Consider the following 25,172-nt stretch of genomic DNA (forward strand, 5'->3'; position numbering starts at 1 on the left):
CGCGCCATTTCCCGGGAAAACCAGTATACCGCCCGCCTTGCTCCAGCCAATCTCAATGAGTACACTGAATCTCATTCAGTACACGGAATGAAAAGATGCCGCGTACCGGCGGCATCGACCTGAAGGAGACGACGAACGTGTTTCTCAAGAATGCTTGGTACGTGGCGTGCACGCCCGACGAAATCGACGGTAAGCCGCTGGGCCGCCAGATCTGCAACGAGTCGATGGTGTTTTATCGCGCGGCGGACGGCCAGGTCGCCGCGCTGGAGGACTTCTGCCCGCATCGTGGCGCACCGCTGTCGCTGGGATTCGTGCGCGACGGCGTGCTCGTGTGCGGCTATCACGGGCTGGAAATGGGCTGCAACGGCAAGGCGGCCGGCATGCCGGGCCAGCGTGTCGGCGGCTTCCCGCCGATTCGCAGCTTCCCGGTGATCGAGCGATATGGATTCATCTGGGTCTGGCCGGGCGATGCGTCGGCAGCCGATCCCGCGAAACTGCCCGCGCTGGCGTGGGCCGAGGATCCGGCCTGGGCCCACGGCGGCGGCCTGTACCACATCCGCTGCGACTACCGGCTGATGATCGACAACCTGATGGATCTCACGCACGAAACCTACGTGCATGCGTCGAGCATCGGCCAGAAGGAAATCGACGAAGCGCCGCCGAAGACCACCAGCCACGGCGACGAAGTCGTCACGAGCCGCTTCATGGAGAACGTGATGCCGCCGCCGTTCTGGCAGATGGCGCTGCGCGGCAACGGGCTGGCCGACGACGTGCCGGTGGATCGCTGGCAGATCTGCCGCTTCACGCCGCCGAGCCACGTGATGATCGAAGTCGGTGTCGCGCATGCGGGCCACGGCGGCTACGACGCGCCGGCCGACCTGAAGGCGTCGTCGATCGTCGTCGATTTCATCACGCCCGAGTCGGACACCTCGATCTGGTACTTCTGGGGAATGGCGCGCAACTTCCGGCCCGACGACCACGCACTGACCGCCGAGATCCGCGCAGGCCAGGGCAAGATCTTCGCCGAGGATCTCGAGATGCTCGAGCGCCAGCAGCTCAACCTGGAGAAGTGGCCCGATCGCAAGCTGCTCAAGCTCAACATCGACGCCGGCGGCGTGCTGTCGCGCAAGGTGATCGAGCGGCTGCTCGCCGACGAGCATGCGTCGAGCCCGTCGCGGCCCGTGATTCCGGTCGCGCAGGTCAGGGAGGCGTCATGAGCGCCGCGACGCTGACGGTCCGCGTGGCCCGCAAGTGGCAGGAAGCACGCGACATCTGCGGCTTCGAATTCGTCAGCGATGACGGCTCGCCGCTGCCGCGCTTCGACGCCGGCGCCCATATCGACGTGCATCTGCCGGGCGGCCTCGTGCGCCAGTATTCGCTGTGCAACCACCCGGAGCACGGCGATCGCTATCAGATCGCCGTGCTGCGCGATGCCGACGGTCGCGGCGGGTCGCGCACCATTCATGATGCAGTCCGGCAAGGCGATACCGTGCGGATCGGCGTGCCGCGCAATCAGTTTCCGCTCGCCCCCGACGCGCCGCACCACCTGCTGCTCGCAGGCGGGATCGGCGTCACGCCGATCCTCTGCATGGCGGAACGGTTGTTCTCGTCCGGTGTCGCGTTCGACATGCATTACTGCGCGCGCTCGGCCGACCGCATGGCCTTCGTCGAACGGATCAACGCGGCCGGGTTCCGTGATCGTGCCCGCTTCCACGTCGACGACGGCGCGCCCGAGCAACGCTTCGACGTGGCAGCCGTGCTCGCCGCGGCGCCCGAAGGTACGCACCTGTACGTATGCGGGCCGCGCGGCTTCATGGATGCGGTGTTGAACGCCGCACGCGAGCGCGGCTGGGCGGAAGCGCGACTGCACTACGAGTTCTTCGGCGGCGCGGTGGCGGTGTCCGGCGCGGATCGCGCGTTCCAGGTCCGGATCGCGAGCAGCGGCCAGGTGATCGACGTGCCGGCCGAATGCACCGTCATCGCCGCACTGGCGGCCAACGGCGTCGACGTGCTGACGTCGTGCGAGCAAGGTGTATGCGGAACCTGCCTGACACGCGTGCTGCAAGGCGAGCCCGATCACCGCGATGCGTATCTGACCGACGAGGAAAAAGCCGCCGGCGACCAGTTCATGCCCTGCTGCTCGCGAGCGCGAACCGACCTGCTGGTACTCGACCTGTAGACGGACACGCCCGACCCGAGGCGACCCACCACCACAATGGAGACGATCAATGGCGCAACCTGCCCGTCCATCAATCAATACTGCTAAATTCCCGGTCGACCGATGGTGGGTCGCCGCACTGTCATCCGAACTGACGGACAAGCCCATCGCCCGCACGCTGCTCGGCCATCCGGTCGTCCTGTTCCGGCTGCCGTCCGGGGAAGTCGGTGCGCTGGAGGATCGCTGCTGCCACAAGTCGCTGCCGCTGTCGTGCGGCTCGCTCGAAGCACGCGGCCTGCGCTGCGGCTATCACGGTCTGCTGTTCGACCGCGGCGGTGCATGCGTGGAAATTCCCGGGCAAGACCGGATTCCGGCCAAGGCGTGCGTGTCGTCGTATCCGGTGAAGGAGCAGGACGCGATCGTGTGGATCTGGATCGGCGCCGACGCGCACGCTCGACCGACCTGCGCGCCGCCGCGCTACGCGTTCCATACGGATCCGCAATACCGGTTCGGCGGCGGCCAGTACCATTACGACGCGCCGTATCAACTGATTCATGACAATCTGATGGACCTGAGCCACCTCGGCTATGTCCATCTGAAAACGATCGGCGGCAACGCGCCGCTGCACATGGGCGCGGAAACCCGCGTCAGCAGCGACGGCGACACGGTGACGCTGGTTCGCCGGATGCCGGATTCCGTCCCGCCGCCGACCTACACCGCCGCATGGCCGTTCGCGGCCCGCGTCGATCGCTGGCAGGAAATCGAGTTCCACGTGTCGCACATCCGGATCTGGACCGGCGCGATCGACGCCGGCACCGGCGACCTGCACGATCCGGCACGCGGCGGCCTTCACATGCGCGGCTTCCACGGCATCACGCCCGAGACGGAAACGACGACGCACTACTTCTGGACCGTCGCGACCAATCCGCAGCACGACGTCGAGCGCATCGCGCAAACGGTCATCGAGCAATCCGCGGCGACGTTCGACGAGGACAAGGCCGTGATCGAAGCGCAATACCGGAATCAGCTGCGCTTTCCGGACGGTCGCCAGCTCGACATTCACGTCGACGCGGGCCCCAATCGTGCGCGGCGCGTGATCGAGCGGCTGCTGCTGCTGCAACCCGAACCCGCGTAAGCATCTTGTCGGCGCACTTGCGGCGCCTGCCGATCGCAGCGGGTGTTCCCCGGGGATGCCCGTCAACCCACGCATTCGCTTTCGTCCCATTCGCTACCCCGGCTTCAATGCCATTCCATTTGATTAGTCATACTATTTTATGAAGGGTCTTTGACGTGAGCGCAAATATCCGCAATACGATCGACGAATCCCCGATGAGCGCGTTCCAGACGATGGCGGTCACGGCCTGCGTCGTGCTGAACATGCTCGATGGCTTCGATGTGCTGGCCGTCGCGTTTGCCGCGCCGCACCTGGCGGCCGAATGGAAACTGAGCGGCAAGGAAATCGGCCTGCTGCTGAGTGCCGGGCTGGCCGGCATGGGCATCGGCTCGGTGCTGATCGCGCCGCTGGCCGACCGCGTCGGCCGCCGCCGCATCATCCTGCTCTGCCTCGCCGTGATCTCGACCGGGATGCTCGCCTGCGCGGCCACGCACAGCACGCTGCAACTCGCCGTCGCGCGTGCGTACACGGGGCTCGGCATCGGCGGCATGCTGGCGAGCCTGACCGTGATCAGCGGCGAGTACGCATCGAACAAATGGCGCAGCGCCGCGATCGGCATGCAGTCGACCGGCTACGCGATCGGCGCCACCGCCGGCGGCGTCATCGCCGGTTACCTGCTGTCGACGTGGGGATGGCGCAGCGTGTTCGCGTTCGGCGGCATCCTGACCTTGCTGGCGATCCCGATGGTGCTCGCGCTGCTGCCGGAATCGCTCGATTTCCTGCTGGCGAGGCGTCCGGACCACGCGCTGCAGAAAATCAACCGCATCCTCGCGAGAATGAAGCGCGCACCGATAGACGCGCTGCCGCCCGTGGCCTCGTCCACCGGCACGGCAAGCCCCGCGTCGAGCTGGACGGCCATGCTCCGCGCACCGCTCGCGCGCCGCACGATCGCGTTGTGGATCGCGTTCTTCCTCGTGATGGGCAGCTTCTATTTCGTCGTGAGCTGGACGCCGAAGCTGCTGGTCCAGGCCGGGCTGTCGGCATCGCAGGGCGTCACCGGCGGCGTCCTGCTCAACCTCGGCGGCATTGCGGGCGCCTCGCTCTTCAGCCTGCTGTCGACGCGCGTCGGCCTGCGCAACCTGCTGGGCGCGACCCTGCTGCTCGGCGGCGCGCTGATGGTCGTGTTCGGCGCGAACACGGGCTCGCTCGGTATCGGGATGACCGTCGCGGTGCTCCTCGGCGCGGTGATCAATGCGTGCGTGGCCGGCATGTATGCGCTGTCGCCGACGCCGTACCCCGCCGAAATTCGAACGACCGGCATCGGCCTCGCCGTCGGCATCGGCCGCCTCGGCGCGATCCTGTCGCCGATGACGGTCGGTGCGCTGCTGGACGACGGCTGGTCCGTGTCCCATCTCTATCTCGCGTTCCTCATGCCGATGGCCGGCGCGGCAATCGCCGTCGCCGTAGTGGGCGCGCGTGCCGCGGCACCGCGCCCGCAACGCGACCCGGCGATGTCGTAACACGCGACGCCAGCCGTCTTGCCGCTGCCTGTCGGCACCCCGGATTCGTCCGGGTCATTATAAAAATCGATAAGCATAGCTACATACCGTTTGGAGACAATCATGAAAAAGAAACTGGGCGTCGCGCTCGCGACGGCGATGGCACTAGCCGGACCGGCCTGCGCGCAAAGCAGCGTCACGCTGTACGGGATCATCGATACCGGCGTGTCCTACTACAACAACGCCGCGCACGGCGGATCGTTCACGGGCATGCCGACGCTGACCGGCGAGGTGCCGTCACGGTGGGGGCTGCGAGGCACGGAGGATCTCGGCGGCGGCTATCAGGCCTTCTTCGTGCTCGAAAACGGTTTCCAGCCCGGCACCGGCGCACTGAACTACGGCGGGCGCCTGTTCGGGCGACAGGCGAACGTCGGCGTGAACGGTCCGTTCGGCGCGCTGACCCTCGGCCGCCAGATGAACATGTCGATGATCGTGCTGACCAATGCGGACGTGATCGGCCCGTCGATTCACTCGATGGCGGATTTCGATTCCTATCTGCCGAACGCGCGCAGCGACAATGCGATCGGCTACAAGGGCACGTTCCACGGCGTGACGCTCGGCGCCACCTACAGCTTCGGCCGCGACGCGGCCGGGCCGGCAGGGCCGTCGGCGACGGGCTGTGCCGGGCAGGTGCCCGGCGACATCGTCGCCTGCCGCCAGTACACGGCGATGCTCGCGTATGACGCGAGCAACTTCGGGATCGCCGCGTCGCACGACGTGATGCGCGGCGGCGGCGGCGCGCTCGCCCCGCTGAACAATCCCGCATACACCGACACGCGCGACATCGTCGCCGGCTACGTGAAGATCGGCCCGGCGAAACTCGGCGCCGGATGGATCCGCCGCAACCTCGCGGCGGCCGACCACCTGCAGGCCGATATCGTGTTCGCCGGCGGCACGTACTACGCGACGCCCTACCTCGCGCTCGACCTGCAGGGCGTACGCTACCTGCAGCGCCGCGAAAACAGCGAAGGCACGAATGCCACGCTGCTCGTCGGCCGCGCGAACTATTTCCTGTCGAAGCGGACGACCGTCTATACGTCGGTGGGCTACATGTTCAATAGCAAGTTGGCTGCGAACGCGGTCGCCGCCGGCGGGACGGTCAGGACCGGGATGAACCAGCTCGGCGTGATGGCCGGCATCCAGCAGAAGTTCTGAACGCCGGCCACCGCGCCGGCGCAGGTCAGTTGGCGAGCTTGCAGTGCGAGAGCTTCAACCCCGGCAGCACCGGCGCATCGATATAGCCTTCGTTCACGCAGCTGAAGCGGAACGCCGCCGACGTGACGAACGGCTTGATCTCGCCGCCGGGGAATTTCGGCTTCAGCGCATCCTGGTCGGCCACGTCGAAATGCGTGTCGAACTGCTCGCCGTCCTTCGTCAGCGCGCCGAAATAGGTGCCGCCCGGATCGCTGCCCATCCGGATCACGGCGCCGACGAACACGAGGCGCTTGCCGTCGTACTTCGTCTTCGCGGCGGCCATGTCCTGCGTGTACGCCTCGATCACGGCGCCGTAATGCGCGTCGATCGCGGGCTCGGTGTCCGACGCGGCGCAGGCGGTCTGATGAACGCCCGCCAGCATCGTGCATGCTGCAAGCGCGGCCGCCGCGAACGGCGCGGAAATCTTCTTCATGGGTGGTCTCCCGTCTAGCGTGGTGGTTGAAGTAATTGAAGCCCGGCGCTTGCGCCTGACGAATTCGCTTCCGTTGCTTTAATCGTTCGAATGGCGGAACACGGCTGCGATCACTTCTCCACCCGCATGGTCGTGCGCGGTGCGCAGCGTCGCGCTGAACGCGACGTGACAGGAAGGTGACATGGTGCGGCCCCCGGCTCTCTCATTGAATTTCACTGCGTCTGATTTTGGTCGCTACGGTAGCAGACGGCCGACGGCCCGGCAACCAAGGTCCCCGTGGCGCGAATCATTTCATTACAATTGCAAATGATTCTCATTACATATATTATTCGCGTCCTGGTCGTGGCGAAACGCCGCGGCCCGCGCCCCGATCCTTAGCACTCCGTCCTGCATCGATTCATGCCACCCCGCCGAACACCCCGCCGTGCCCGGACCCTGCGTCCGTGGCGCACGAGCCTGCCTGCCCTGATCACCCTGTGCGTCGCGAGCGGCACGCATGCGTCCGCCGCAGAACGCGCCGACGCCGAATCCGCCGCCCCTGCTTCCGCTTCCACACCCGCGCCGCCGGCCGCGCGCGAACTCCCGGCGATCAGCGTCAGCGCATCGGCAACCGCCGATCCGACGGTCGGCTATCAGCCGCGCACCACGAGCATCGCGGGCGGCGACAACCGTTCGATCAAGGAGATTCCGCAATCGGTCGCGGTGGTCAGCAGCAGCGTGATGCAGGACCAGCAGGCGCGCACGCTCGACGACGTGCTCGGCAACATCAGCGGCGTCACGCAAACGAACACCCTAGGCGGCACGCGCGACGCGTTCATCAAACGCGGCTTCGGGTCGAACAACGACGGCTCCGTGCTCGTCGACGGCGTGCGCACGCCGGTGCTGCACAGCTATCTGGCGACGATCGACCGCGTCGAAGTGCTGAAGGGCCCGGCGTCGCTGCTCTATGGGATGCAGGATCCGGGCGGCGTGATCAACCTCGTCACGCGCAAGCCGGAAGACACGTTCGGCGGCTCGATCTCGGCCTCGCGCACGAGCCACGGCGGCAGCAGCGCGACGTTCGATCTTACGGGCCTGCTCGGCAAGCCGGGCCAGGTCGCGGGCGGCACGCTCGCGTTCCGGCTGACCGGCCAGTACGACACGAGCCGCTACTGGCGCAGCTTCGGCCGCCAGCGCGACGCGCTGATCGCACCCGCGCTGTCGTGGCACGACGCGAGCACGTCGATCGACGTCAGCTACCAGTACGTCGACTACACGACACCGTTCGATCGCGGGACCGTGCTCGTGAACGGCCAGCTCGACGATGCGCTGCGCTATCGCCGCTACGAGGAAGCGTGGTCGCAGAGCACCGGCATCCAGGAAACGCTGCGTGCGCGCGTCGAGCACCGCTTCTCCGATGCGTGGCGCGTGCGTGCAACCTACGGCTGGGGCCGCGATCGCTACGATCAATACATTACCCGCGCAACCGCGTTCAACAGCACCACCGGCGCACTGACGCGCTCGTCCGATGCGAATCTCGGGCGCAACGATTCCGACCAGATCGCGACGCTCGGCCTGCTCGGTAACGTGACGCTCGCCGGCATGAATCACGCGATCTACATCGGCGGCGAATACGAGCGGCAGCGCAGCTTCCGCGGCGACACGATCCGCGGCAAGGCGACGAAGGGCTTCAATCTCTACGATCCCGTGTACGACCTGCTCGCGCCGGGCGGCACGCCCAACCCGAAGCAGAGCGATTCGCGCTCGGTGGTGCATGCATATTCGATGGTCGTGCAGGACTCGGTGAAGCTCACTGATCGCCTTACCGCGGTAGGCGGGCTGCGTTGGGAAAACTGGCAGCAGGAATCGGGGATGGGGCGGCCGTTCGTGTTCGCCGACCGCTCGCGCGGCAGCGTGTGGCTGCCGCAGTTCGGGCTCGCCTATGCGCTCACGCCGGCGCTGACCGCCTACGCGAACGTCAGCCGCTCATTCAAGCCGAACGTCGCCACGAACGTCGCGGCGCCGCTCGCACCGGAATACGGCCGCGTGCTCGAGGCCGGGCTGAAGTTCAGCCTGAAGCCGGCGATCACTGGCACGCTCGCGGTCTACCAGATCGACAAGCGCAACGTCGCGGTCACGGTGGGCGATCTGACGTCGACGATCGGCACCGCGCGCTCGCGCGGGATCGAGCTCGACGTCGCGGGGCAGATCACGCGCCACCTGAGCGTGATCGGCAGCTATGCGTACACGAATGCGACCGATCGCGACAGCAATACGCCGCTAACCAACGTTGCGCGCCATACGGGCAGCCTCTTCGCGGTATACGACACGGCGATCGCGAACCTGCCCGGCCGCTGGCGCTTCGGTGGCGGCGCACGACTTGTCGGCTCACGTTCGGGTGACACCGCGAACAGCTTCACGCTGCCCGGCTACGTGACCGTCGACGCATTCGCCGCCTACGAAACGACGATCGGCAAGTTCCCGACGCGCTTCCAGCTCAACGTGAAGAACCTGCTCGACAAGACCTACTACCCGTCGAGCAACAACAACCTGATCATCGCGGTCGGCGAGCCGCGGCTCGTCACGCTGACAACGACGGTGTCGTTCTGATGGTCTGATGCGCTGATGCGGGCGTGGGCTGGCCGGCAAGCGGCGGCCCACCCGCAAACCCGCATCACACTCGTGGGGGGCGATTATACAAGCCGACCATTTGCTCCCCTCGCCTTATAATCAGTTATCAATATCAATAATCAGGTCAATTCGTCGACCGCAACCGGACCCGTCCGCTGGATGCTTCCGACGACCCGGCGCTGCGAAGAAGGTCGGATGCAACGCTCGCCCCGACGGTCGCCGCACCGTTCGCACCGCCCCCGCCCGCCCGTCCAATCATCAGACCCTCGAATACCTCCCATCCGATATCGCGATTTTCCGTATCGAGCATGCGCCGCTAGACTGGCTACGCATTCGCGACGCCGAATCGCCGCACGGCAACGCGACACGCCCCCCCCCACAAAAACGATTCCGGGAGATATGCCATGTCCGACCGGCATGCACGCCGAGGCGCGCTCAAGACACTCGGCCTCGCGGCCGGCACCGCGCTGCTCGCCGCCGCGCGCCCCGCTCACGCCGCCACGCCCGACACCGGCGCGCTGCTGCCGGGCGGCGCCACGCACCTCGCCGACCTCACGCGCCGCCTCGCGGCCGCGCCGAGGCGGCGCGACTTCAAGACGGTGCCGATGATCCTCGAACGCCCCGACCAGTGGGATCACGCGGCGCTCGCCGAAGTAACCGGCTACCGCGGCGGCCCGAAGCAGGTATGGGACAACACCGAGCTCGGCGGCCCATGGCTGAACCTGATGCGCAATTCGCTGAATGCGCAGATCTGGTCGTACCGTCACCCGGATTTCCTCGTCGTTTCGGCCACGCACGGCAGCGCGCATCTCGCGCTGTTCGACCAGGCCGCGTGGGACAAATACGGCCTCGCGAAATTCGCCGGTGCCGCGTTTCCGTCCAACACGCTGCTCGATGCAAAGCCCGCGCAATCGAAAAGCGCGCAAGACCACGAGTTACCCGACGGCGCGTTCTCGTCGCACGACAACAGCATCGCCGCGCTGCAGCAGCGTGGCGTCGTGTTCCTGTCGTGCCACAACGCGATCTGGGAACTCGCGGAACGGCTCGACGGCGCGAACGCGAATCCCGACAAGCTGCCGCTCGATGCGCTTGCGGCGGACCTGACCAACCACGTGATCCCGTCGGCGATCGTCACGCCAGGCGCGGTCGGCACGCTGCCCGAACTGCAGCAGGCCGGCTTCACGTACGCAAAATGAGCCTCGCGATGACATCGATCCCGCTGCAACTGGAACCGCCATCGCCGTCGCGCCGCCGTCGGCGCACGCTGCGCGCCGTGCTGGCCGCGTGGCTCTGCTGCGCGTCGGCCCTGTCGCTCGCCGCGCCCGCCGATACCGCCGCAACCGTCTTTCCGCCCTGGCAAAACGGCCGCAACAACGACGCGACGCACCGTGGCCTCGAATTCACGGTGCCGCAGGTCGACGTGCTCGCCGATTTCCACGGCGACCTCACCGCGCCGAAGCTCGTGCTGTTCGTCGGCGGCAACTATTTCTTCGCGATGGCGCCGCTCGTCGCGAAGTTCGAGGAAGATCACCCCGAGTACCGTGGCCGCATCTACTGGGAGACGATCCCACCCGGCCTGCTCGTGAAGCAGATCCAGGCGGGCGGCACGATCACCGTCGGCAACATGACGTGGACGGTCAAGCCCGATGCGTATTTCGCGGGGCTCGGCAAGATCAACGGGCTGATCGCGGACGGCACGCTCATCGGCCCGGCCGTGCCGTACGTGACGAACCAGCTGACGATCATGGTGCGCGCCGGCAATCCGAAGCGTATCGCATCGCTGAACGACCTCGCGCGGCCCGACGTGCAGCTTGCGATGCCCAATCCGACATTCGAAGGCGTCGCGCGGCAGATCCGCGCGTCGCTCGTGAAAGCCGGCGGCGACGCGCTCGCGCGTACCGTCTACGACGACAAGGTGCGCACCGGCACGGCCGAGCTCACGCACATCCATCATCGGGAAACCGCGCTGTTCCTGATGCAGGGTCGCGCGGACGCGGGCGTGCTGTGGCAATCCGAAGCGGCGTTCCAGGAACAGGTCGGGCATCCGCTGATGCACATCGACATTCCGGCCGAGCAGAATACGACGGCCATCTATGCGGGGGCGATGGTGAAGGACGCGCCGCATCCGGAGGCCGCGCGCACGTGGCTCGCGTTCATCCGGTCGCCGGAGGCGTTCCGGATTTTCCAGCGCTACGGCTTCGGCCGATACGATGCGGCGACACCGACGCAGCACCTCGCGCCGGAGCAGCAGCAATCCGACGCGGGCTGACCGCGCGGCCGCGCCGGCAGTTCGGCGGCGCGAGGGACCTACAACAAGGAGGGGATACGTGAACGATACGGTGGACACACCGCGACGCCGGTTCGCACCGCTGCTGCTCGCAGCGGCGGCGTTGCTGGCCGGCCAGGCGCGCGCGGACGACGCGGCGCTCGGCAAGACGATCGCCACACAGGGCACGACGACGGGCGTCGTCGCGTGCATCGGCTGCCACGGCAGCCAGGGCGAAGGCAACGCGGCGGCCGGCTTCCCGCGCCTCGCGGGCACCCCTGCCGCCTATCTGTCCGCGCAGCTTGCCGCGTTCGCGGACGGCAGCCGCCAGAACCCGGTCATGCAGCCGCTCTCGAAACTGATGACGCCGCACGAGCGCGACGCGGTCTCCGCGTACTTCGCGAGCCTGCCCGCGCCGGCCGGCATCGTGGCCTCCAACGACACGTCGATCGACCCGGCTAACACCGGCGCGTGGCTCGCGACGCGCGGACGCTGGTCGCAGGGCCTGCCCGCGTGCGCGCAATGCCACGGCCCCGGCGGCCTCGGGGTGGGCACCGCGTTTCCGCCGCTCGTGGGCCAGCCGGCCGCCTATATCGCCGGCCAGCTGAACGGCTGGAAACACGGCACGCGCCCGCCCGGGCCAATGGCGCTGATGCCGGCGATCGCCGGCAAGCTGTCCGACGCCGACATCGACGCGGTGGCCGCCTACTACGCGCGCGGCGGCGCGGCACAAGGAGACAAGCGATGATCGACCGCACGACGCTGATCCGCCGCACCCGCGCGGCCCTGCTCGGCGCGGCCTGGATGCCCGTGCTGGCGTTCGCGGCTACCCCGCAGGATGCACCGGCCGCGGCTTCCGCACCCGCGCCGGCCACGATGGCAACGGCCGCCAAACCCTTCGCGCCGCCCGCCGAATCCGCGATACCCGCCGACGAATTCGGCAAGACCGTGAAGCTCGGCGAGCAGATCTTCCTGCACACGCCCGAGTTCGCGGGCAAGTACGTCGGCAACAAGCTGACCTGCGCGAGCTGCCACCTCGACGCGGGCCGCCGGCCCGATTCGAGCCCGATGTGGGCCGCCTACCTGCTGTATCCGGCATACCGCAGCAAGAACGGCCACGTGAACACGTTCGCCGAGCGCCTGCAGGGATGCTTTCGATACAGCATGAACGGCAAGGCACCGCCGGCCGGCGACCCGATCCTCGTCGCGCTCGAGACCTATTCGTACTGGCTCGCGAAGGGCGCGCCGGTCGGCACGAAGCTGCCGGGGCAGGGGTTCCTGAAACTGCCGCCGCCCGCGCAGAAGGCCGACTATGCACGCGGCGGCGCCGTCTACACGCAGCACTGCGCGCTGTGCCACGGGGCGGACGGCCAGGGGCAGTCGAGCGGCGGCAAGGCGGTCTTCCCGGCACTGTGGGGCGCGCGTTCGTTCAACTGGGGCGCCGGGATGGGCGACATCCGCAATGCGGCCGGCTTCATCAAGGCCAACATGCCGCTCGGGCTCGGCGGCACGCTGACCGATCAGGAGGCGTGGGACGTCGCGACCTTCATGGACAGCCACGAACGTCCGCAGGACCCGCGCTTCACAGGCTCGGTGCAGGACACGCGCGCGAAGTTCCACGACTCGCCCGATTCGATGTACGGGCTCAGCGTGAACGGGCGCGTGCTCGGCGCACCGTGATGCAAACGCCGTGCCGGCCACCCGGCCCGCACGGCCTGCGCGTTCACGGATGCCAGCGATACACGATCATGCTGGTGCCGTTGTAGTTGTCCTTCGTGATCACGTATTCGCCGGTCGAGCGCAGGTACGCACGGATCCCGTACATCGAGTCGACGTCGTTGCCGACGTCCATCGCCGACGTGTTCGAGTTGGTCAGCGTCGTCACGAGCGCGCCGGTGTTGAGATCGAACACGTCGACGTTCGGCACGGTGTGCACGTAGCCGACGAACAGGTAGTGGCCGGCCGCCGCGATCGATTTCGGGTTCGCGCTGGTCAGGTTGATCACCGGGTTCGGCGCGGTCGTGTTGCCGTTCTTCCAGCCGTGATAGACCTCGATGTGCCCGTTCATCGCGGTCCAGTCCCAGTTGTTCGCGAGGCCCTGCGCGAGGATCATCGTGTCGCTGTCCGCCTGGTAGACGATGCGCGTCGTCGGCGCCACGGTGCTCGGCACGGGCGTCGTCACCGGCTTGCCCCACGACGGCTTGCCGGTCGCATCGAAGCCCGTCATCGGGTAGCGGGTAATCGCGTTGGTGCCGTTCAGCCCGGCCCACACGTCGCCGTTGCCGTCGATGTCGAAACCGGTCGTGACCTGCAACGTCGTGTTGAACGGCTTGCCCGGCAGCGAGCCGGCCGGATTCGCGATGTAGCCGGTCGCCGGCGTGAAGTAATAGAAATTGAAGTTGCCGGGGTTCTGGCCCGATGCGACGAGAATCCGGTTGCCGCCCACCATCACGAGCTGGCCGAAATGCTGGCCGCGCTGGTAGTCGTTCATGTCGAGGCGCGGGTCCTTCGGATAGGTGAACGGGTCGACCGTGTTCGCGACGAACGTGCCGCCCGCCGAGCCCGTATACACGTTGTTGCCGCTGTAGAAGAACGCGCCGTCGGTCGCCGGGTCGGGCGCGGCGATCGCCTCGAAGTTCAGCGCCTGCAGCTTCCATTGCAGCGCGCCGGTCGGGCTGTACGAATGAAGATCGGTGCTGCCGTTGCGCCCGAGATCCCAGCCGCCGCCCCACGCGTTGTTGAGCACGTACAGGTTGCCGCCCGAATCCTTGCCGATGCCGACCACGCGCGTGAAGCGCTTGTCGCCGACCTGCCCCTTGATGCCCGAGGTCGTGTCGAGATAGCCGCCCTGCACGCCGAACGTGCCAATCTGCTGCGGCAGGCCGGCGAGGCTGTAGAGCTTGATGTTCATGTCCGGGCCCTGGTCGCCCACCAGCAACTGCCCCGTCGACGCATCGAAATACAGCGCCGACGGCCGCGCGCCGGTTGCCATCTGGATCGTGTTCAGCAGCGTGCCGGTCGCGCTGTACTGCGCGACCACGCCCGCGCTCATGCGCGCGACCCACAGGTTGCCCGCCGCATCGAGCGCCAGCGCGCCGGGCCCGGTCACGCCGATGTCGCGCTGCCAGACGCCGTCGGTCGTATAGACGCGCACGCGGTTGCCGTAGAAATCGCTCGCGTACAGCAGGTTGCCGGCCGTCGCGAGGCCGGTGATCACGTCCGGGTTCGGGAGGCCCGTCCACGTGCTGACCGGGATACGCAGGTCGCGTTTGTTCGTACTGCGATCGTAGCGGCCGACCGAGCCGCTGCCGAAAGTGCGGTTGTAGCCGAGCGCGACGAAGATCGACGTCGCGTTGCCGGTAATCGCCCCGCCCTGGAATTCGTCGTGAATACCGATCGTGCCCAACGTCTGGCCGTTCTGGTAGAGCGCGACGCCGCCCGCGTTCTCGTCCCAGCGCGACGACGTATAGATCACGCCCTCGGGCGCGACCCACATCGAGCGCGCGGCATTGCCGACGTGCTGGGCCAGCGTGCCGTACGTGTTCGCGAGCCAGTCGGTCGAGTATTGCACCTGCGCGTGACTCGCCGGCGCCAGCATTGCCATGCACATTCCCAGCAACGCCGCCCGAATTTGTTTCATTGACATGAATAATGCTCCCGAACGTTCAATGGTCGACACTGTAAATCGCGGCGCGTGAAATATTGGTGATTCCGGCTAAAGCGCATTCGCCGCCCTCCCGAATTATTCACTCCGTTCCTTTTGCCGTCCGGCGCTTTTCCGTCAACGATGGTCAAACCCGCTCACCGCGCCGCAGCAGCTGGCCGGGCGCACGGTTTCGGCGCTTTTTCCCCGGCATTTTCTTCCGGCTCACTCAATGCGAATGCGTCATTTTTTCTGAAATGCCCGCATTGTCTTTTTCATTGCCCGGAAATGGGCCAAATGATTACAAATCGAAATTGAAATGAAAGAGAAAAAATAATATCCGGCGCAATCACGTCATCGCGATTCGGCACGGCGGCATGCGGCGGGAGGAAGGGAGAGGAAAGCGGGATACGGTGGAGCAAACCCACAACCCGCGCGCCGGCCATGCCGGCACGCGGCCGCGATCGTTCAGTTCGCGTCGTCGAGCGTCGGGCCAGCCCGGCCGTCGAGGAATTTCGGCCGCGCGTCGACGACGTCGATCACGCGGTACCGGTAGTCCAGGAAAGGCGGCGACAGTACGGAAGCCTGCATGCAACGTTGCCGGCATCGGCGGCGGGCAACGTTGCGGCTGCAACGATCGCTGCGCGTCAGAACTTCTGGCGCAGGCCGAGGCTGACGATGGCCTGCGAGCGGGAATCGGACGAGTGGCCGTTCGCCTTGTCCGACACCGAGGCCGTCGCGGCCACCGGGTGGCCGAGCGCGTCGAGCGTCATGCCCGATGCATGCTGGTACGCGCCGAGCAGGTACACGCTGGTGCGCTTCGACAGGTCGTAGACGGCGCCGAGCGTGACGTTGTGATATTGCGCGCGGTCGTCCACGCCGTCGACATCGCTGCCGCGCGTGTAGCTGTAGCCCGCGAACAGTTGCGTCTGCGGGCGCACGTTCCAGCGCGTGAACACGCCTGCGACGTTGAACGTCGCGTGGCCCGTGAACAGCGACTGGCCGCCGCTGCGGTACTGCACGTTGCTGTAGTTCACGCCGACGACGGCCGGCCCGAAGTCGTAGGTCGCGCCGGTCGCGATGATCTGCTGCGACTGCGCGCTCGCATAGCCTTCGTTGATCGACGAGTTGAACAGCCCGTCGTCGGTGCTCTGCCACTTGCCGGCCGTCGGGTCGGTCGCCCCCGTCTTGCTGTTGTCCGACCGTTCGTAACCGACGCCGACGCGCAGCGGGCCCGCCGCGTACGCCGCGCCGACACTCCACGTGTTGCGCTGCTTCATGCTGCCCGGCTGGCTGCCGAAGCCGTACAGCGCGCCGAACGTGAAGCCCGAGTAGTTGGCGCTCGTGTACTTGATCGAGCTGTCGACCCGCGCGGTCTGGTCGAGGTCGTCGATGTCGCCCGGGTGCGCGCCGAAGCCGCCGATGTACGACGACGGGCCGACCGGGCTCACGAAGTCGTCGAGCGACGTGTACTGGCGGCCGAGCGTGACCGTGCCGTAGCGGTCGCTGCCGAGGCCGACGAATGCCTGGCGGCCGAACTGGCGGCCACCCTGCCCCGACGTGCCGTTCGTGATGTCGAAGCCGTTCTCGAGGACGAACAGCGCGCGCATCCCGCCGCCGAGATCCTCGGAACCCTTGATCCCCCAGCGGCTGCCGGACAGGTTGCCGGTCGTGAGCCCGACGCTCGAATGCCCGGTGTACGCGCCCGCGGAGCCGACCCGCTCGTTGCTGCGATAGGTGACGCCCGCATCGACGATGCCGTACAGCGTGACGGAGCTTTGCGCGGCGGCGATGCCCGCGAGCGAGAGCAGCAGCGGGGCTGCGATCAGTTGCTTGTTCATGATTGTCGTGTCTCCGGGCGTTGAACCCGTTGTTCTGGCTGTCAGTTGCGAGCAGCGCGCGGGCGGCGATATATGCCGGCGGTGCGAGGCCGGCCGCGTCCGCGCGCGACGACGCGGCGGGCATGCCCACTGCGGCCGCCATGGTAGTTGGAACCGGTTCCCGTCGAAAGCACAATAATGAAAACAGTTTCTTGCCAAAATCGAGATAGTCGGGCGGGCGGCCTTGTGCGCAGCACGCCGCACCTGTACAGCCCGGGCGGGCGCAACCGATAATCGAACGCGCCGCCATCCATCGGGAGTGCCTTCATGCATGAAACGACCCTGCTGATCTTCGCCGCCGTCGCGTTCGTCGGTATCGCGACCCCCGGCCCGACCGTGCTGCTCGCGCTGACCAACGGCTCGCGCTATGGTGTGCGCCGCGCGGCCTACGGCTTCGCGGGCGCGATGCTGTCCGACTTCGTGCTGATCGTCGCGGTCGCGCTCGGCCTCGGCGCACTGCTGATGGCGTCGGCGTTCTGGTTCTCGGTGGTGAAGTGGCTCGGCGCCGCGTATCTCGCGTACGTCGGCATCCGGCTGCTGATGTCGAAGGGCTCGCTCGACGTCGCCGCCGCGCACGGTGGCGACACATCCGGGCGCAACGCGTCGATCTTCGCGAAGAGTTTCCTCACGGCGGTAACGAACCCGAAGGGCTATCTGTTCTTCTCCGCCTTCCTGCCGCAGTTCCTCGATCCGTCCGCGCCGCTCGCGCCGCAATACGTCGCGCTCGCGGTCACGTTCGCGCTGCTCGACGGGGTCGTGATGTTCGGCTACGCGCTGCTCGGCGCACGCGCGGTGCGGCTGCTGAAGCGCGCGGGGGCGCTGTGGCTCGAACGTACGTGCGGCGCGATGCTGCTCGCGCTCGCCGGGTCGCTGGCGCTGTATCGGCGTCATGCGGCATAGGAGCGGATGCCGTTGAAAATCGCTGCGCCGCCCCGCTCCGGCTTTCCCGGCCTGTCGCTCCGCCAGATCGAACGCGCCGACCTCGACGCGTGGTACGCGTACCTGACGAACCCCGACGTCTACTGCCACACGAGCTGGAACCTGCGCTCGCCCGACGATCTGCTGCCGCTGTTCGACGCCATCGAATCGACGGATCCCGACTCGATCCGGCGTCTCGCCGTGATCGACGACGCATCGGGCGCGCTCGCCGGGACGATCGGCCTGCATACCGTCTCGACCGTGAACCGCTCGGCGGAAATCGCTTACGATCTCGCGCCGTCGCGCTGGGGGCGCGGGATCGCGAGCGCGCTGTGTACGTCCGTCACCGAGTGGGCATTCGCCGCGGGCTTCATGCGCATGCAGGCCGTCGTGCTGACCAGCAACGCAGGCTCCGCGCGCGTGCTGCAGAAATGCGGCTACCGCTACGAAGGGCTGTTGCGCGCGTACAAGATGGTGCGCGGCACGCCGGGCGATTTCGCGATGTACGCGCGCCTCGCGACCGACTGACACACCCATCGCGGCGTCACGTCAAACCGCTCACCGCTTCGCATGCGCACGCCATTGGACGACCTGCGCCGAATTGGCGACAATCGCCGTTCCCCTCCTCCCGATCCACCATGAAAATCGCCGCGCTGTCCGACATCCACGGCAATCTCTCCGCACTCGACGCGGTGCTCGACGACGTCCGCCGCCGCGGCGCCGACGTGATCGTCAATCTCGGCGACATCCTGTCCGGCGCGCTCCATCCGCCCGAGACAGCCGACCGCCTGATCGCGCTCGACCTGCCGACCATCAAGGGCAATCACGAGCGGCAACTGCTCACCGGCGACCGCGAGTCGATGCGGCTGTCGGATCGCTGGGCGCACGACACGCTGCGCGCCGATCATCTGGAATGGATCGCCGCGCTGCCCGAACGCATGACGCTCGACGACGACGTGCTGATGGTGCACGGCACGCCCGACAGCGACCTCGTCTATTTCCTCGAAACGGTCACGCCCGACGGCTGCCGCGCGGCCACGCCCGATGAAATCGCGCAGCGCGCGGGTGACGAACCGGCATCGCTGATCCTGTGCGGCCACACGCACCTCCCGCGCACGGCCAGGCTCGACGACGGCCGGCTGATCGTCAACCCGGGCAGCGTCGGGCTGCAGGCCTACACGGACGACCTGCCGCATCCGCACCGCATCGAGACAGGCTCGCCGCACGCGCGCTACGCGATGGTGACGCGCACGGCCGCCGGCTGGAACGTCGAATTCCATGCGGTCGAATACGACTGGCACACGGCGGCCGCCACCGCGGCCTCGCGCGGGCGCGACGACTGGACCGTCGCGCTGCGCACCGGCCGGTGCTGATCCGCCCGGCTCGCATCGCGCGCCCTTCCGCTTCACTTCATTCACCGGGAAACCGCACCGCCATGCCCGTTCCGTCGCAACTGCTCTTCCTGCCCGGCGCATCGGGCAGCACCGCTTTCTGGCAACCGCTCGCCGGCCTTCTCACGCATCCGGCCGAGCGCCGGATCGTCGGCTACCCGGGCTTCGGCGACACGCCGCACGATCCGGCCGTCGACGATTTCGACAGCCTCGTGCGTCATGTGCTGGAAACGATCGACCGGCCGACCGCCGTGATCGCGCAATCGATGGGCGGCGTGATCGCGATGCGCGCGGCGCTCGACAAGCCTGCACTGATCACGCACCTCGTGCTGACGGTCACGTCCGGCGGCCTCGACATGGCCGGGCTCGGCGCGCAGGACTGGCGCACCGGCTTCGCGGAAGCGAACCCGCAGCTTCCCGACTGGTTCCTGACGTTCCGTGCCGACCTGTCGCGGGATATCGGCCGCATCGCGCAGCCGACGCTGCTGCTGTGGGGCGACGACGACCCGATCAGCCCCGTCGCGGCCGGCCGGCGCCTGCTCGAACGGCTGCCCGATGCGCAATTGCATGTCGTGCCGGGCGGCCGGCACGATCTCGCGGCCGTGCATGCGACGACGCTCGCGCCGCTCGTCGATGCGCATCTGCGGCGCGGGTGACGTCGCGCGCTTCGGCTTCAGCACGAACCTGAAGCCGAAGTGCTCACACGCCGCGCGCGGTCACCCCGCATTCCTCAACGTGAGCCGCGCCTCGAGCCCGCCGCCGTCCGCCCGGTTGGTCAGCGTGAGCGTGCCGCCCATCGCCAGCGCGAGCTGCCGCGCGATCGCGAGGCCGAGCCCCGTGCCGCCCGTCTCGCGGTTGCGCGACGTCTCCACACGCCGGAACGGCTCGAACACCGCGTCGAGCTGATCGTCCGGAATGCCGGGCCCGCGGTCGAGCACCGCGATCACCGCGCCGCCGTCCGGCGCGGCGTGCACGTCGATCTCGGCCGCGCCCGCGAACTTCAGCGCGTTGTCGACGAGGTTGCCGACGATGCGGCGCAGCGCCTTCGGCCGCGTGACGAGCGCGAGCGGCGCGCGGCTGTGCAGCGCCACGTCCTGCCCCGCATCCGTGTAGTCGCACACGATGCTGTCGAGCAGCGCATCGAGATCGATGCGGCGCGCGGCTTCCTCGTTGCCGTGCAGCGTCCGCGCATACGCGACGCCCTCCTTCACCAGATGCTCCATCTCGAGCAGGTCCTGGCGCAGCTTCGCGCCCTGCGCGTCGTCCTCCATCATGTCGGCGCGCAAGCGCATCCGCGTGATCGGCGTCTGCAGGTCGTGCGAGATCGACGCGAGGATCTGCATACGCTCGGCCATGTACTGCGCGATGCGATCCTGCATCGCGTTGAACGCGCGGGCGGCGCGCGCGACTTCCGACGGCCCGCCCTCGTTCAGCCGCTCGCCCTTCAGGTCGGGGCCGAGCGCATCGGCGGCCTGCGCGAGCTGCTTGAGCGGCCGCGTCGCGAGCCGCACCGCGAGCCAGCAGCACGCGGCCAGCACCGCGAGCTGCAGCACGAGCACGACCGGCAGCCAGCCCGACAGCGGCACCGTCGACATCGGATGGATGTCGATCGTCAGCGGCGATCCGTCGGTCAGCCGCAGATGCACCTGCAGATGTTCGCGGTCGCCGGGAATCGCGTTCGCGGTCAGCGGGTAGTCGCCGCCGATGCCGTCGGAAATCGAGCGCTCGACGCGCGCCGACAGCCGCGCTTCCGGCGGCGTGCCGGTCTCGCCGGGCCCGAGGATGAACGCGTAGCTGCGCCGCGCGAGGCGCGGCACCCACGCGGCCCGCTCGGCCGGCGGCAGGTGGTCGAGCAGCGCGACCGAGCTCGCGACCTCGCGCTCGATGTAGCCCATCATCAGGTTGGTGGTTGCCTGGTCGCGCTCGGTCACGGTGAGCCAGAACGACAGCGTCTGCGCGAGCGCGAGGCCCACGCACAGGATCAGCGCGAGCCGCGCGAACAGCGAGCGCGGCCAGTGCCACGGCATGCGCGCGCTCATGGCGCACCGTCGACGGCGGTCACGGCCGACGAGAACACATAGCCCTCGTTGCGCAGCGTCTTGATGTAGCGCGGTTCGCGCGCGCCGTCGCGCAGGCGCTGGCGCAGCCGGCTCACGAGCAGGTCGATCGAACGGTCGAACGGATCGGACTGCCGACCCTGCGTGAGATTGAGCAACTGGTCGCGCGTCAGCACGCGTTGCGGGTTGTCGAGGAATACGCGCAGCAGCCGGTATTCGGCGCCGCTCAGCGCGACCAGCGTGCCTTCCGCATCGAGCAGGTGGCGCCCGGTCGTGTCGAGCCGCCATTCGCCGAACGCGAGCATCTCCGCGGTTTCCGTCACCTGCATGCCGGGCGGCAGCATGCGCGCGCGCCGCAGCACCGAGCGGATCCGCGCGAGCAGCTCGCGCACCGCGAACGGCTTGGCCAGGTAATCGTCGGCGCCCATCTCGAGGCCGATGATGCGGTCGGTTTCCTCGCCGCGGGCGGTCAGCATCAGCACGGGCACCGTACGGAACTTGCCGGCGCGCAGGTCGCGGCACAGCGTGAGGCCGTCCTCGCCCGGCATCATCAGGTCGAGCACGATCAGGTCGGGCGCGCCGTCGTCCAGCACGTTGCGCATCTCGCGGCCGTTCGCGGCCAGCGACACGCGCATGCCGTTCTTCTCCAGGTAATCCGCGATCAGTTCGCGGATCGCGCGGTCGTCGTCGACGATCAGCACGTGGTCGATCTTGTCCATGAGTCGTGGTCGGTGTCGAGGTATTCGGGCAGGTGATGTCCGCTTTTATACCGCACGGCGGGCATGCGTTTGTATCCCAATGTATCGCGCCGCCGTGACGACACACAACATTGCACACGCGTGGCGCGCCGGACACATCGCAGATACGTCGGCGCCGCTTAATGGGGCCTGTCGAAACCCGTCCGGCCGCCGCCACCGCGCGGCGGCCTCCCGCTCAGGAGAACGCCATGCTGCCCCGCCTCAAGATCGCCGCCCTCGTCTTCGCCCTTGCCGCCACGGCCGGGCTCGCCGCCTTCGCGGGCACCCGCGACGACGCGGGCATGCCGACTTCGCAGGCCGGCATGGCCGCACCCGATTTCACCGGCATCGACCGCTGGCACAACAGCGCGCCGCTGACGCTCGGCCAGTTGCACGGCAAGGTCGTGCTCGTCGACTTCTGGACGTACTCGTGCATCAATTGCATTCATACGATTCCGTACGTGAAGGAGTGGGACCGGAAGTATCGCGACCAGGGGCTCGTCGTGGTCGGCGTGCATACGCCCGAGTATCCGTTCGAGCGCGACGCGGGCAACGTCGCCGATGCGATCAAGCGCTTCGGCATCCGGTATCCGGTCGCGCAGGACAACCGCTACGACACGTGGCGCGCGTACGGCAACCAGTACTGGCCCGCGCTGTACCTGATCGACGCGAACGGGAAAGTCGTCTATACGCGCTATGGCGAAGGCGGGTACGACAAGACCGAGGCCGCGATCCGCGGCGCGCTCGCGCAGGCCGGTGAAGGCGCGAAGGGCGCGACGCGCACGCAGTGACGGGCCGGCGTGCGGGCGTGGCGCTTGCCCGCGCATGCCTGCCCGTCGCGGGCGCTCACCCGTGCTTCGCGTCGGCCGCCGCGATCATCGCTTCCCCGATCGCGAGGCTGCCGTTCGCGACCAGCGCGTCGCCGGCGCCGCGGATATCGGCCTCGTCCTTGTTCTGCCCGAGCTTGCGCTTGCCGACGAGCCGCGTGATCTCAATCTGCAGCCCGACGATCGCCTGCAGCATCGCGTCGAGATAATCCGCCGGCGCGTCGCCCATCTTCCACGGCACCGGCTGCGACGCCTCATGCGTGCGCGTCAGCCGCGCGACCACGCCGCGCACGAACTTCGCGTCGTCGCGCACCGTGATGCGGCCGTGCGCATGCACGACCACGTAGTTCCACGTCGGCACCTGCCGGTGTGCGACATGCTTGCTCGGATACCAGGTCGGCGAGATATACGCGTCGCCCGCGCGGAAGATCACGAGCACCTCGTCGCCGTTCGCGACGTCCTGCCAGACCGGATTCGCGCGCGAGACGTGCGCATGCAGTTCGCCGAGCCCACCGTCGCCGGGCAGCAGCTCGAACGGGATGTGATTCGCATCGAGCCCGCTCTTGCCGTGCGTGATCAGGCTGCCGAACGGATGCTGCACGATCAGCTCGCGCAGCGCGTCGGGGTTGGGTTCGTTGAAATCGGCGGGGACGTACATGGCGGCTCCACGGTCATGCGGGGGTGGGAATGGAACGGGCGCGGGCCCGTCATGCGCCGATTGTGGCGCCAAACTGGTTTATGCTGTAGAGCCAGTTTGAAACAATTTCAGCAGACCAGAATCATGGCAAGAACGGCCCGGAACGTCGACATCCCGTCGCTCGGCGCGCTCGATCGTGCAGCCGGCGACCTGAGCCGCCAGCTCGCGCAGGCGCTGCGCGACGCCGTGCGGCGCGGCGACGTCCACCCGGGCGACGCGCTGCCGTCCACACGGCTGCTCGCCGCGTCGCTGCAAGTGGCGCGCGGCACCGTCGTCGATGCGTATGCGCAGCTCATCGCCGAAGGCTTTCTCGAATCGCGCGGCGGCGCGGGCACGCGGGTCGCGAGCGCGCTCGCGCTCGCCGGGCCGCCTCCCGTCAACGCCCCCGAACCGCCTGCCCGACACCGCCCTCCCGCGCGCGCCGGCCTCCCCGAGCCGGCCGCCACCTTCGCGCGGATCGCCGGCGAATTCCGCCCGCTGCCGGCCATGCCGTTCGCGATTTCGGTGCCGATCGGCCTCACCGCGCCCGACGACATCTGGCGCCGGCTCGGCAACCGCCTGCGCGCGCGCGGCGCCGGCGCGCCGTCCGGCTATGCCGATCCGCAAGGCGCGCTGCCGCTGCGCGAGGCGATCGCCGACTACGTGCGCCGCTCGCGCTCGGTGCGCTGCCATGCCGACCAGGTCGTGATCACCAGCGGCACGCAGCAGGGGCTGCATCTCGCGAGCCAGGTGCTGCTCGGCGCGGGCGATCAGGCGTGGGTCGAGAATCCGGCCTATCGCGGCATCACCGCGCTGCTCGACAGCACCGGGCGGCGCGACGCGATGGTGCGGGTGCCGGTCGACGCCGACGGCATCGACGTCGATGCCGGCATCCGTCTCGCGCCGCATGCGCGGGTCGCGTTCGTCACGCCGTCGCATCAATATCCGCTCGGCATGCCGCTCAGCATGGCGCGGCGCAATGCGCTGCTCGCCTGGGCGCGTGGGCAACGCGCGTGGGTGGTCGAGGACGATTACGACAGCGAGCTGCGCTACGAAGGCCATCCGTTCCCGTCGCTGCAAGGGCTCGACCCCGACCGCGTGATCTACCTCGGAACGTTCAGCAAGATCCTGTTTCCGTCGCTGCGGCTCGGCTACGTGATCGCGCCCGACGATCTCGTGCCCGCGTTCTGCGGCGCCCGCGTGCTGATGGATCGCCATGTGCCGACCGCCGACCAGCACGTGCTGGCCGCGTTCATCGCGGAAGGCCACCTCGACCGCCACATCCGCCGCGTGCGCGGCGTGTATGCGGAACAGCGCACGCTGCTGATCGACACGCTCGGTGCGCGGCTGCCGCGCGAACGCGCGTGGGTGCAGCCGGGCGATCAGGGGATGCACGTCGTGCTGTGGCTCGCGGAAGGGATCGACGATCTCGACGTGGTCGAGCGCGCCGCGCAAGCCGGCGTCGCGGTGCGCGCGGTGTCGCCGATGTTCGCGCCCGGCACCGCCCGCCCGGGGCTCGTGCTCGGCTTCGGCGGGTTCGGCCGCGCGCAGATGGAAGCGGCCGCGCAGCGGCTCGCGGAGGTGGTCGCAATGGCCGCCGACGGCGCCGTGCCGCGCTGACCGGACAGCTTCGAGCGCCGGCGGCGTGGCGCGATTCGTCGGGAGAATCGCGCCACGCCGCCCCGTAAAAGGTTGTCGGCGGGCAACAA

At 68.1% G+C, this 25,172-nt stretch carries 23 protein-coding genes; 16 read left to right on the forward strand and 7 right to left on the reverse strand.

All coding sequences use genetic code 11. The annotated features are described in order from the left end of the window. The first annotated feature begins 137 nt into the window (after positions 1–137). The 5 genes from QZM35_RS23690 (at position 138) to QZM35_RS23710 (ending at position 5,986) form a co-directional block, all read left to right on the forward strand. Positions 138–1,217: an aromatic ring-hydroxylating dioxygenase subunit alpha gene (locus QZM35_RS23690; RefSeq protein WP_301776940.1), complete on the forward strand. Its 1,080-nt coding sequence runs from the start codon at positions 138–140 to the stop codon at positions 1,215–1,217. Next, positions 1,214–2,179, forward strand: a complete 966-nt coding sequence (locus QZM35_RS23695) for a PDR/VanB family oxidoreductase (protein ID WP_301776911.1) — start codon at positions 1,214–1,216, stop codon at positions 2,177–2,179. Before QZM35_RS23690 ends, QZM35_RS23695 begins: the two co-directional genes overlap by 4 nt. A 49-nt stretch (positions 2,180–2,228) precedes the next feature. Then, complete coding sequence (locus QZM35_RS23700; protein ID WP_301776912.1) at positions 2,229–3,293, forward strand: Rieske 2Fe-2S domain-containing protein; 1,065 nt, start codon at positions 2,229–2,231, stop codon at positions 3,291–3,293. A gap of 155 nt (positions 3,294–3,448) precedes the next feature. Beyond that, a complete protein-coding gene (locus QZM35_RS23705) occupies positions 3,449–4,792 on the forward strand; it encodes an MFS transporter (protein WP_301776913.1) in 1,344 nt (447 codons plus the stop codon). Between the two features lie 102 nt (positions 4,793–4,894). After that, the gene (locus tag QZM35_RS23710) at positions 4,895–5,986 is read left to right on the forward strand and encodes a porin (RefSeq protein ID WP_301776914.1); all 1,092 of its coding nucleotides are present in this window, start codon (positions 4,895–4,897) and stop codon (positions 5,984–5,986) included. 25 nt (positions 5,987–6,011) lie between these two features. Here the strand turns inward: QZM35_RS23710 and QZM35_RS23715 are convergent, their stop codons facing one another. Then, a complete protein-coding gene (locus tag QZM35_RS23715) occupies positions 6,012–6,458 on the reverse strand; it encodes a hypothetical protein (RefSeq protein ID WP_089426725.1) in 447 nt (148 codons plus the stop codon). Between the two features lie 399 nt (positions 6,459–6,857). Here QZM35_RS23715 and QZM35_RS23720 point away from each other — a divergent pair, with 399 nt between their 5' ends. The 5 genes from QZM35_RS23720 to QZM35_RS23740 all read left to right on the forward strand — a co-directional run bounded on the left by QZM35_RS23720 (position 6,858) and on the right by QZM35_RS23740 (position 13,014). Further along, positions 6,858–9,047, forward strand: a complete 2,190-nt coding sequence (locus QZM35_RS23720) for a TonB-dependent siderophore receptor (RefSeq protein ID WP_301776915.1) — start codon at positions 6,858–6,860, stop codon at positions 9,045–9,047. 425 nt (positions 9,048–9,472) lie between these two features. Then, entirely contained in the window at positions 9,473–10,264 is a 792-nt protein-coding gene (locus QZM35_RS23725; protein WP_089475548.1) for a transcriptional initiation protein Tat, read from the forward strand. A gap of 8 nt (positions 10,265–10,272) precedes the next feature. Next, entirely contained in the window at positions 10,273–11,337 is a 1,065-nt protein-coding gene (locus QZM35_RS23730) for a substrate-binding domain-containing protein (protein ID WP_301776916.1), read from the forward strand. Between the two features lie 58 nt (positions 11,338–11,395). Further along, positions 11,396–12,082 (forward strand): c-type cytochrome, encoded by a 687-nt coding sequence (locus QZM35_RS23735; protein WP_301776917.1) that lies wholly within the window; start codon positions 11,396–11,398, stop codon positions 12,080–12,082. Continuing rightward, positions 12,079–13,014 carry a c-type cytochrome gene (locus QZM35_RS23740; RefSeq protein WP_301776918.1) on the forward strand — a complete coding sequence of 312 codons (936 nt, stop codon included), beginning with the start codon at positions 12,079–12,081 and terminating at the stop codon, positions 13,012–13,014. The genes QZM35_RS23735 and QZM35_RS23740 overlap by 4 nt, the downstream gene beginning before the upstream one ends. Before the next feature lie 43 nt (positions 13,015–13,057). On the opposite strand, the gene QZM35_RS23745 is transcribed toward QZM35_RS23740, so the two are convergent. From QZM35_RS23745 to QZM35_RS23755, 3 genes are all read right to left on the reverse strand, one after another. After that, positions 13,058–14,980, reverse strand: a complete 1,923-nt coding sequence (locus tag QZM35_RS23745) for an SMP-30/gluconolactonase/LRE family protein (protein ID WP_089426720.1) — start codon at positions 14,978–14,980, stop codon at positions 13,058–13,060. Positions 14,981–15,445: 465 nt separating this feature from the next. After that, the gene (locus tag QZM35_RS23750) at positions 15,446–15,568 is read right to left on the reverse strand and encodes a hypothetical protein (protein ID WP_301776919.1); all 123 of its coding nucleotides are present in this window, start codon (positions 15,566–15,568) and stop codon (positions 15,446–15,448) included. A gap of 56 nt (positions 15,569–15,624) precedes the next feature. Further along, entirely contained in the window at positions 15,625–16,818 is a 1,194-nt protein-coding gene (locus tag QZM35_RS23755; protein WP_089475553.1) for a porin, read from the reverse strand. A 306-nt stretch (positions 16,819–17,124) separates the two neighbouring features. Between QZM35_RS23755 and QZM35_RS23760 the strand changes: the two genes are divergently transcribed. The 4 genes from QZM35_RS23760 (at position 17,125) to QZM35_RS23775 (ending at position 19,822) form a co-directional block, all read left to right on the forward strand. Continuing rightward, positions 17,125–17,757: a LysE family translocator gene (locus tag QZM35_RS23760; RefSeq protein ID WP_226272435.1), complete on the forward strand. Its 633-nt coding sequence runs from the start codon at positions 17,125–17,127 to the stop codon at positions 17,755–17,757. A gap of 12 nt (positions 17,758–17,769) precedes the next feature. Further along, complete coding sequence (locus tag QZM35_RS23765; RefSeq protein WP_174976154.1) at positions 17,770–18,303, forward strand: GNAT family N-acetyltransferase; 534 nt, start codon at positions 17,770–17,772, stop codon at positions 18,301–18,303. Between the two features lie 110 nt (positions 18,304–18,413). After that, the gene (locus QZM35_RS23770) at positions 18,414–19,148 is read left to right on the forward strand and encodes a metallophosphoesterase (RefSeq protein ID WP_174976155.1); all 735 of its coding nucleotides are present in this window, start codon (positions 18,414–18,416) and stop codon (positions 19,146–19,148) included. Between the two features lie 62 nt (positions 19,149–19,210). Then, positions 19,211–19,822: an alpha/beta fold hydrolase gene (locus QZM35_RS23775; RefSeq protein ID WP_301776920.1), complete on the forward strand. Its 612-nt coding sequence runs from the start codon at positions 19,211–19,213 to the stop codon at positions 19,820–19,822. A 60-nt stretch (positions 19,823–19,882) separates the two neighbouring features. Here QZM35_RS23775 and QZM35_RS23780 read toward each other — a convergent pair whose 3' ends face one another. Together QZM35_RS23780 and QZM35_RS23785 are read right to left on the reverse strand one after the other, a co-directional pair. Next, positions 19,883–21,205, reverse strand: a complete 1,323-nt coding sequence (locus tag QZM35_RS23780; protein ID WP_301776921.1) for an ATP-binding protein — start codon at positions 21,203–21,205, stop codon at positions 19,883–19,885. Next, positions 21,202–21,942, reverse strand: coding sequence for a response regulator (locus QZM35_RS23785; RefSeq protein WP_089426714.1), 741 nt, complete (start codon positions 21,940–21,942; stop codon positions 21,202–21,204). Before QZM35_RS23785 ends, QZM35_RS23780 begins: the two co-directional genes overlap by 4 nt. A 227-nt stretch (positions 21,943–22,169) precedes the next feature. Here QZM35_RS23785 and QZM35_RS23790 point away from each other — a divergent pair, with 227 nt between their 5' ends. Next, positions 22,170–22,751 (forward strand): thioredoxin family protein, encoded by a 582-nt coding sequence (locus tag QZM35_RS23790; protein WP_089426713.1) that lies wholly within the window; start codon positions 22,170–22,172, stop codon positions 22,749–22,751. A gap of 55 nt (positions 22,752–22,806) precedes the next feature. Here the strand turns inward: QZM35_RS23790 and QZM35_RS23795 are convergent, their stop codons facing one another. After that, positions 22,807–23,445, reverse strand: coding sequence for an FMN-binding negative transcriptional regulator (locus QZM35_RS23795; protein ID WP_301776922.1), 639 nt, complete (start codon positions 23,443–23,445; stop codon positions 22,807–22,809). A gap of 123 nt (positions 23,446–23,568) precedes the next feature. Between QZM35_RS23795 and QZM35_RS23800 the strand changes: the two genes are divergently transcribed. Then, entirely contained in the window at positions 23,569–25,083 is a 1,515-nt protein-coding gene (locus tag QZM35_RS23800) for a PLP-dependent aminotransferase family protein (protein ID WP_089433208.1), read from the forward strand. The last annotated feature ends 89 nt before the right edge of the window (positions 25,084–25,172 follow it).

This window comes from Burkholderia sp. AU45274, from assembly GCF_030482505.1.
Taxonomy (GTDB): Bacteria; Pseudomonadota; Gammaproteobacteria; order Burkholderiales; family Burkholderiaceae; genus Burkholderia.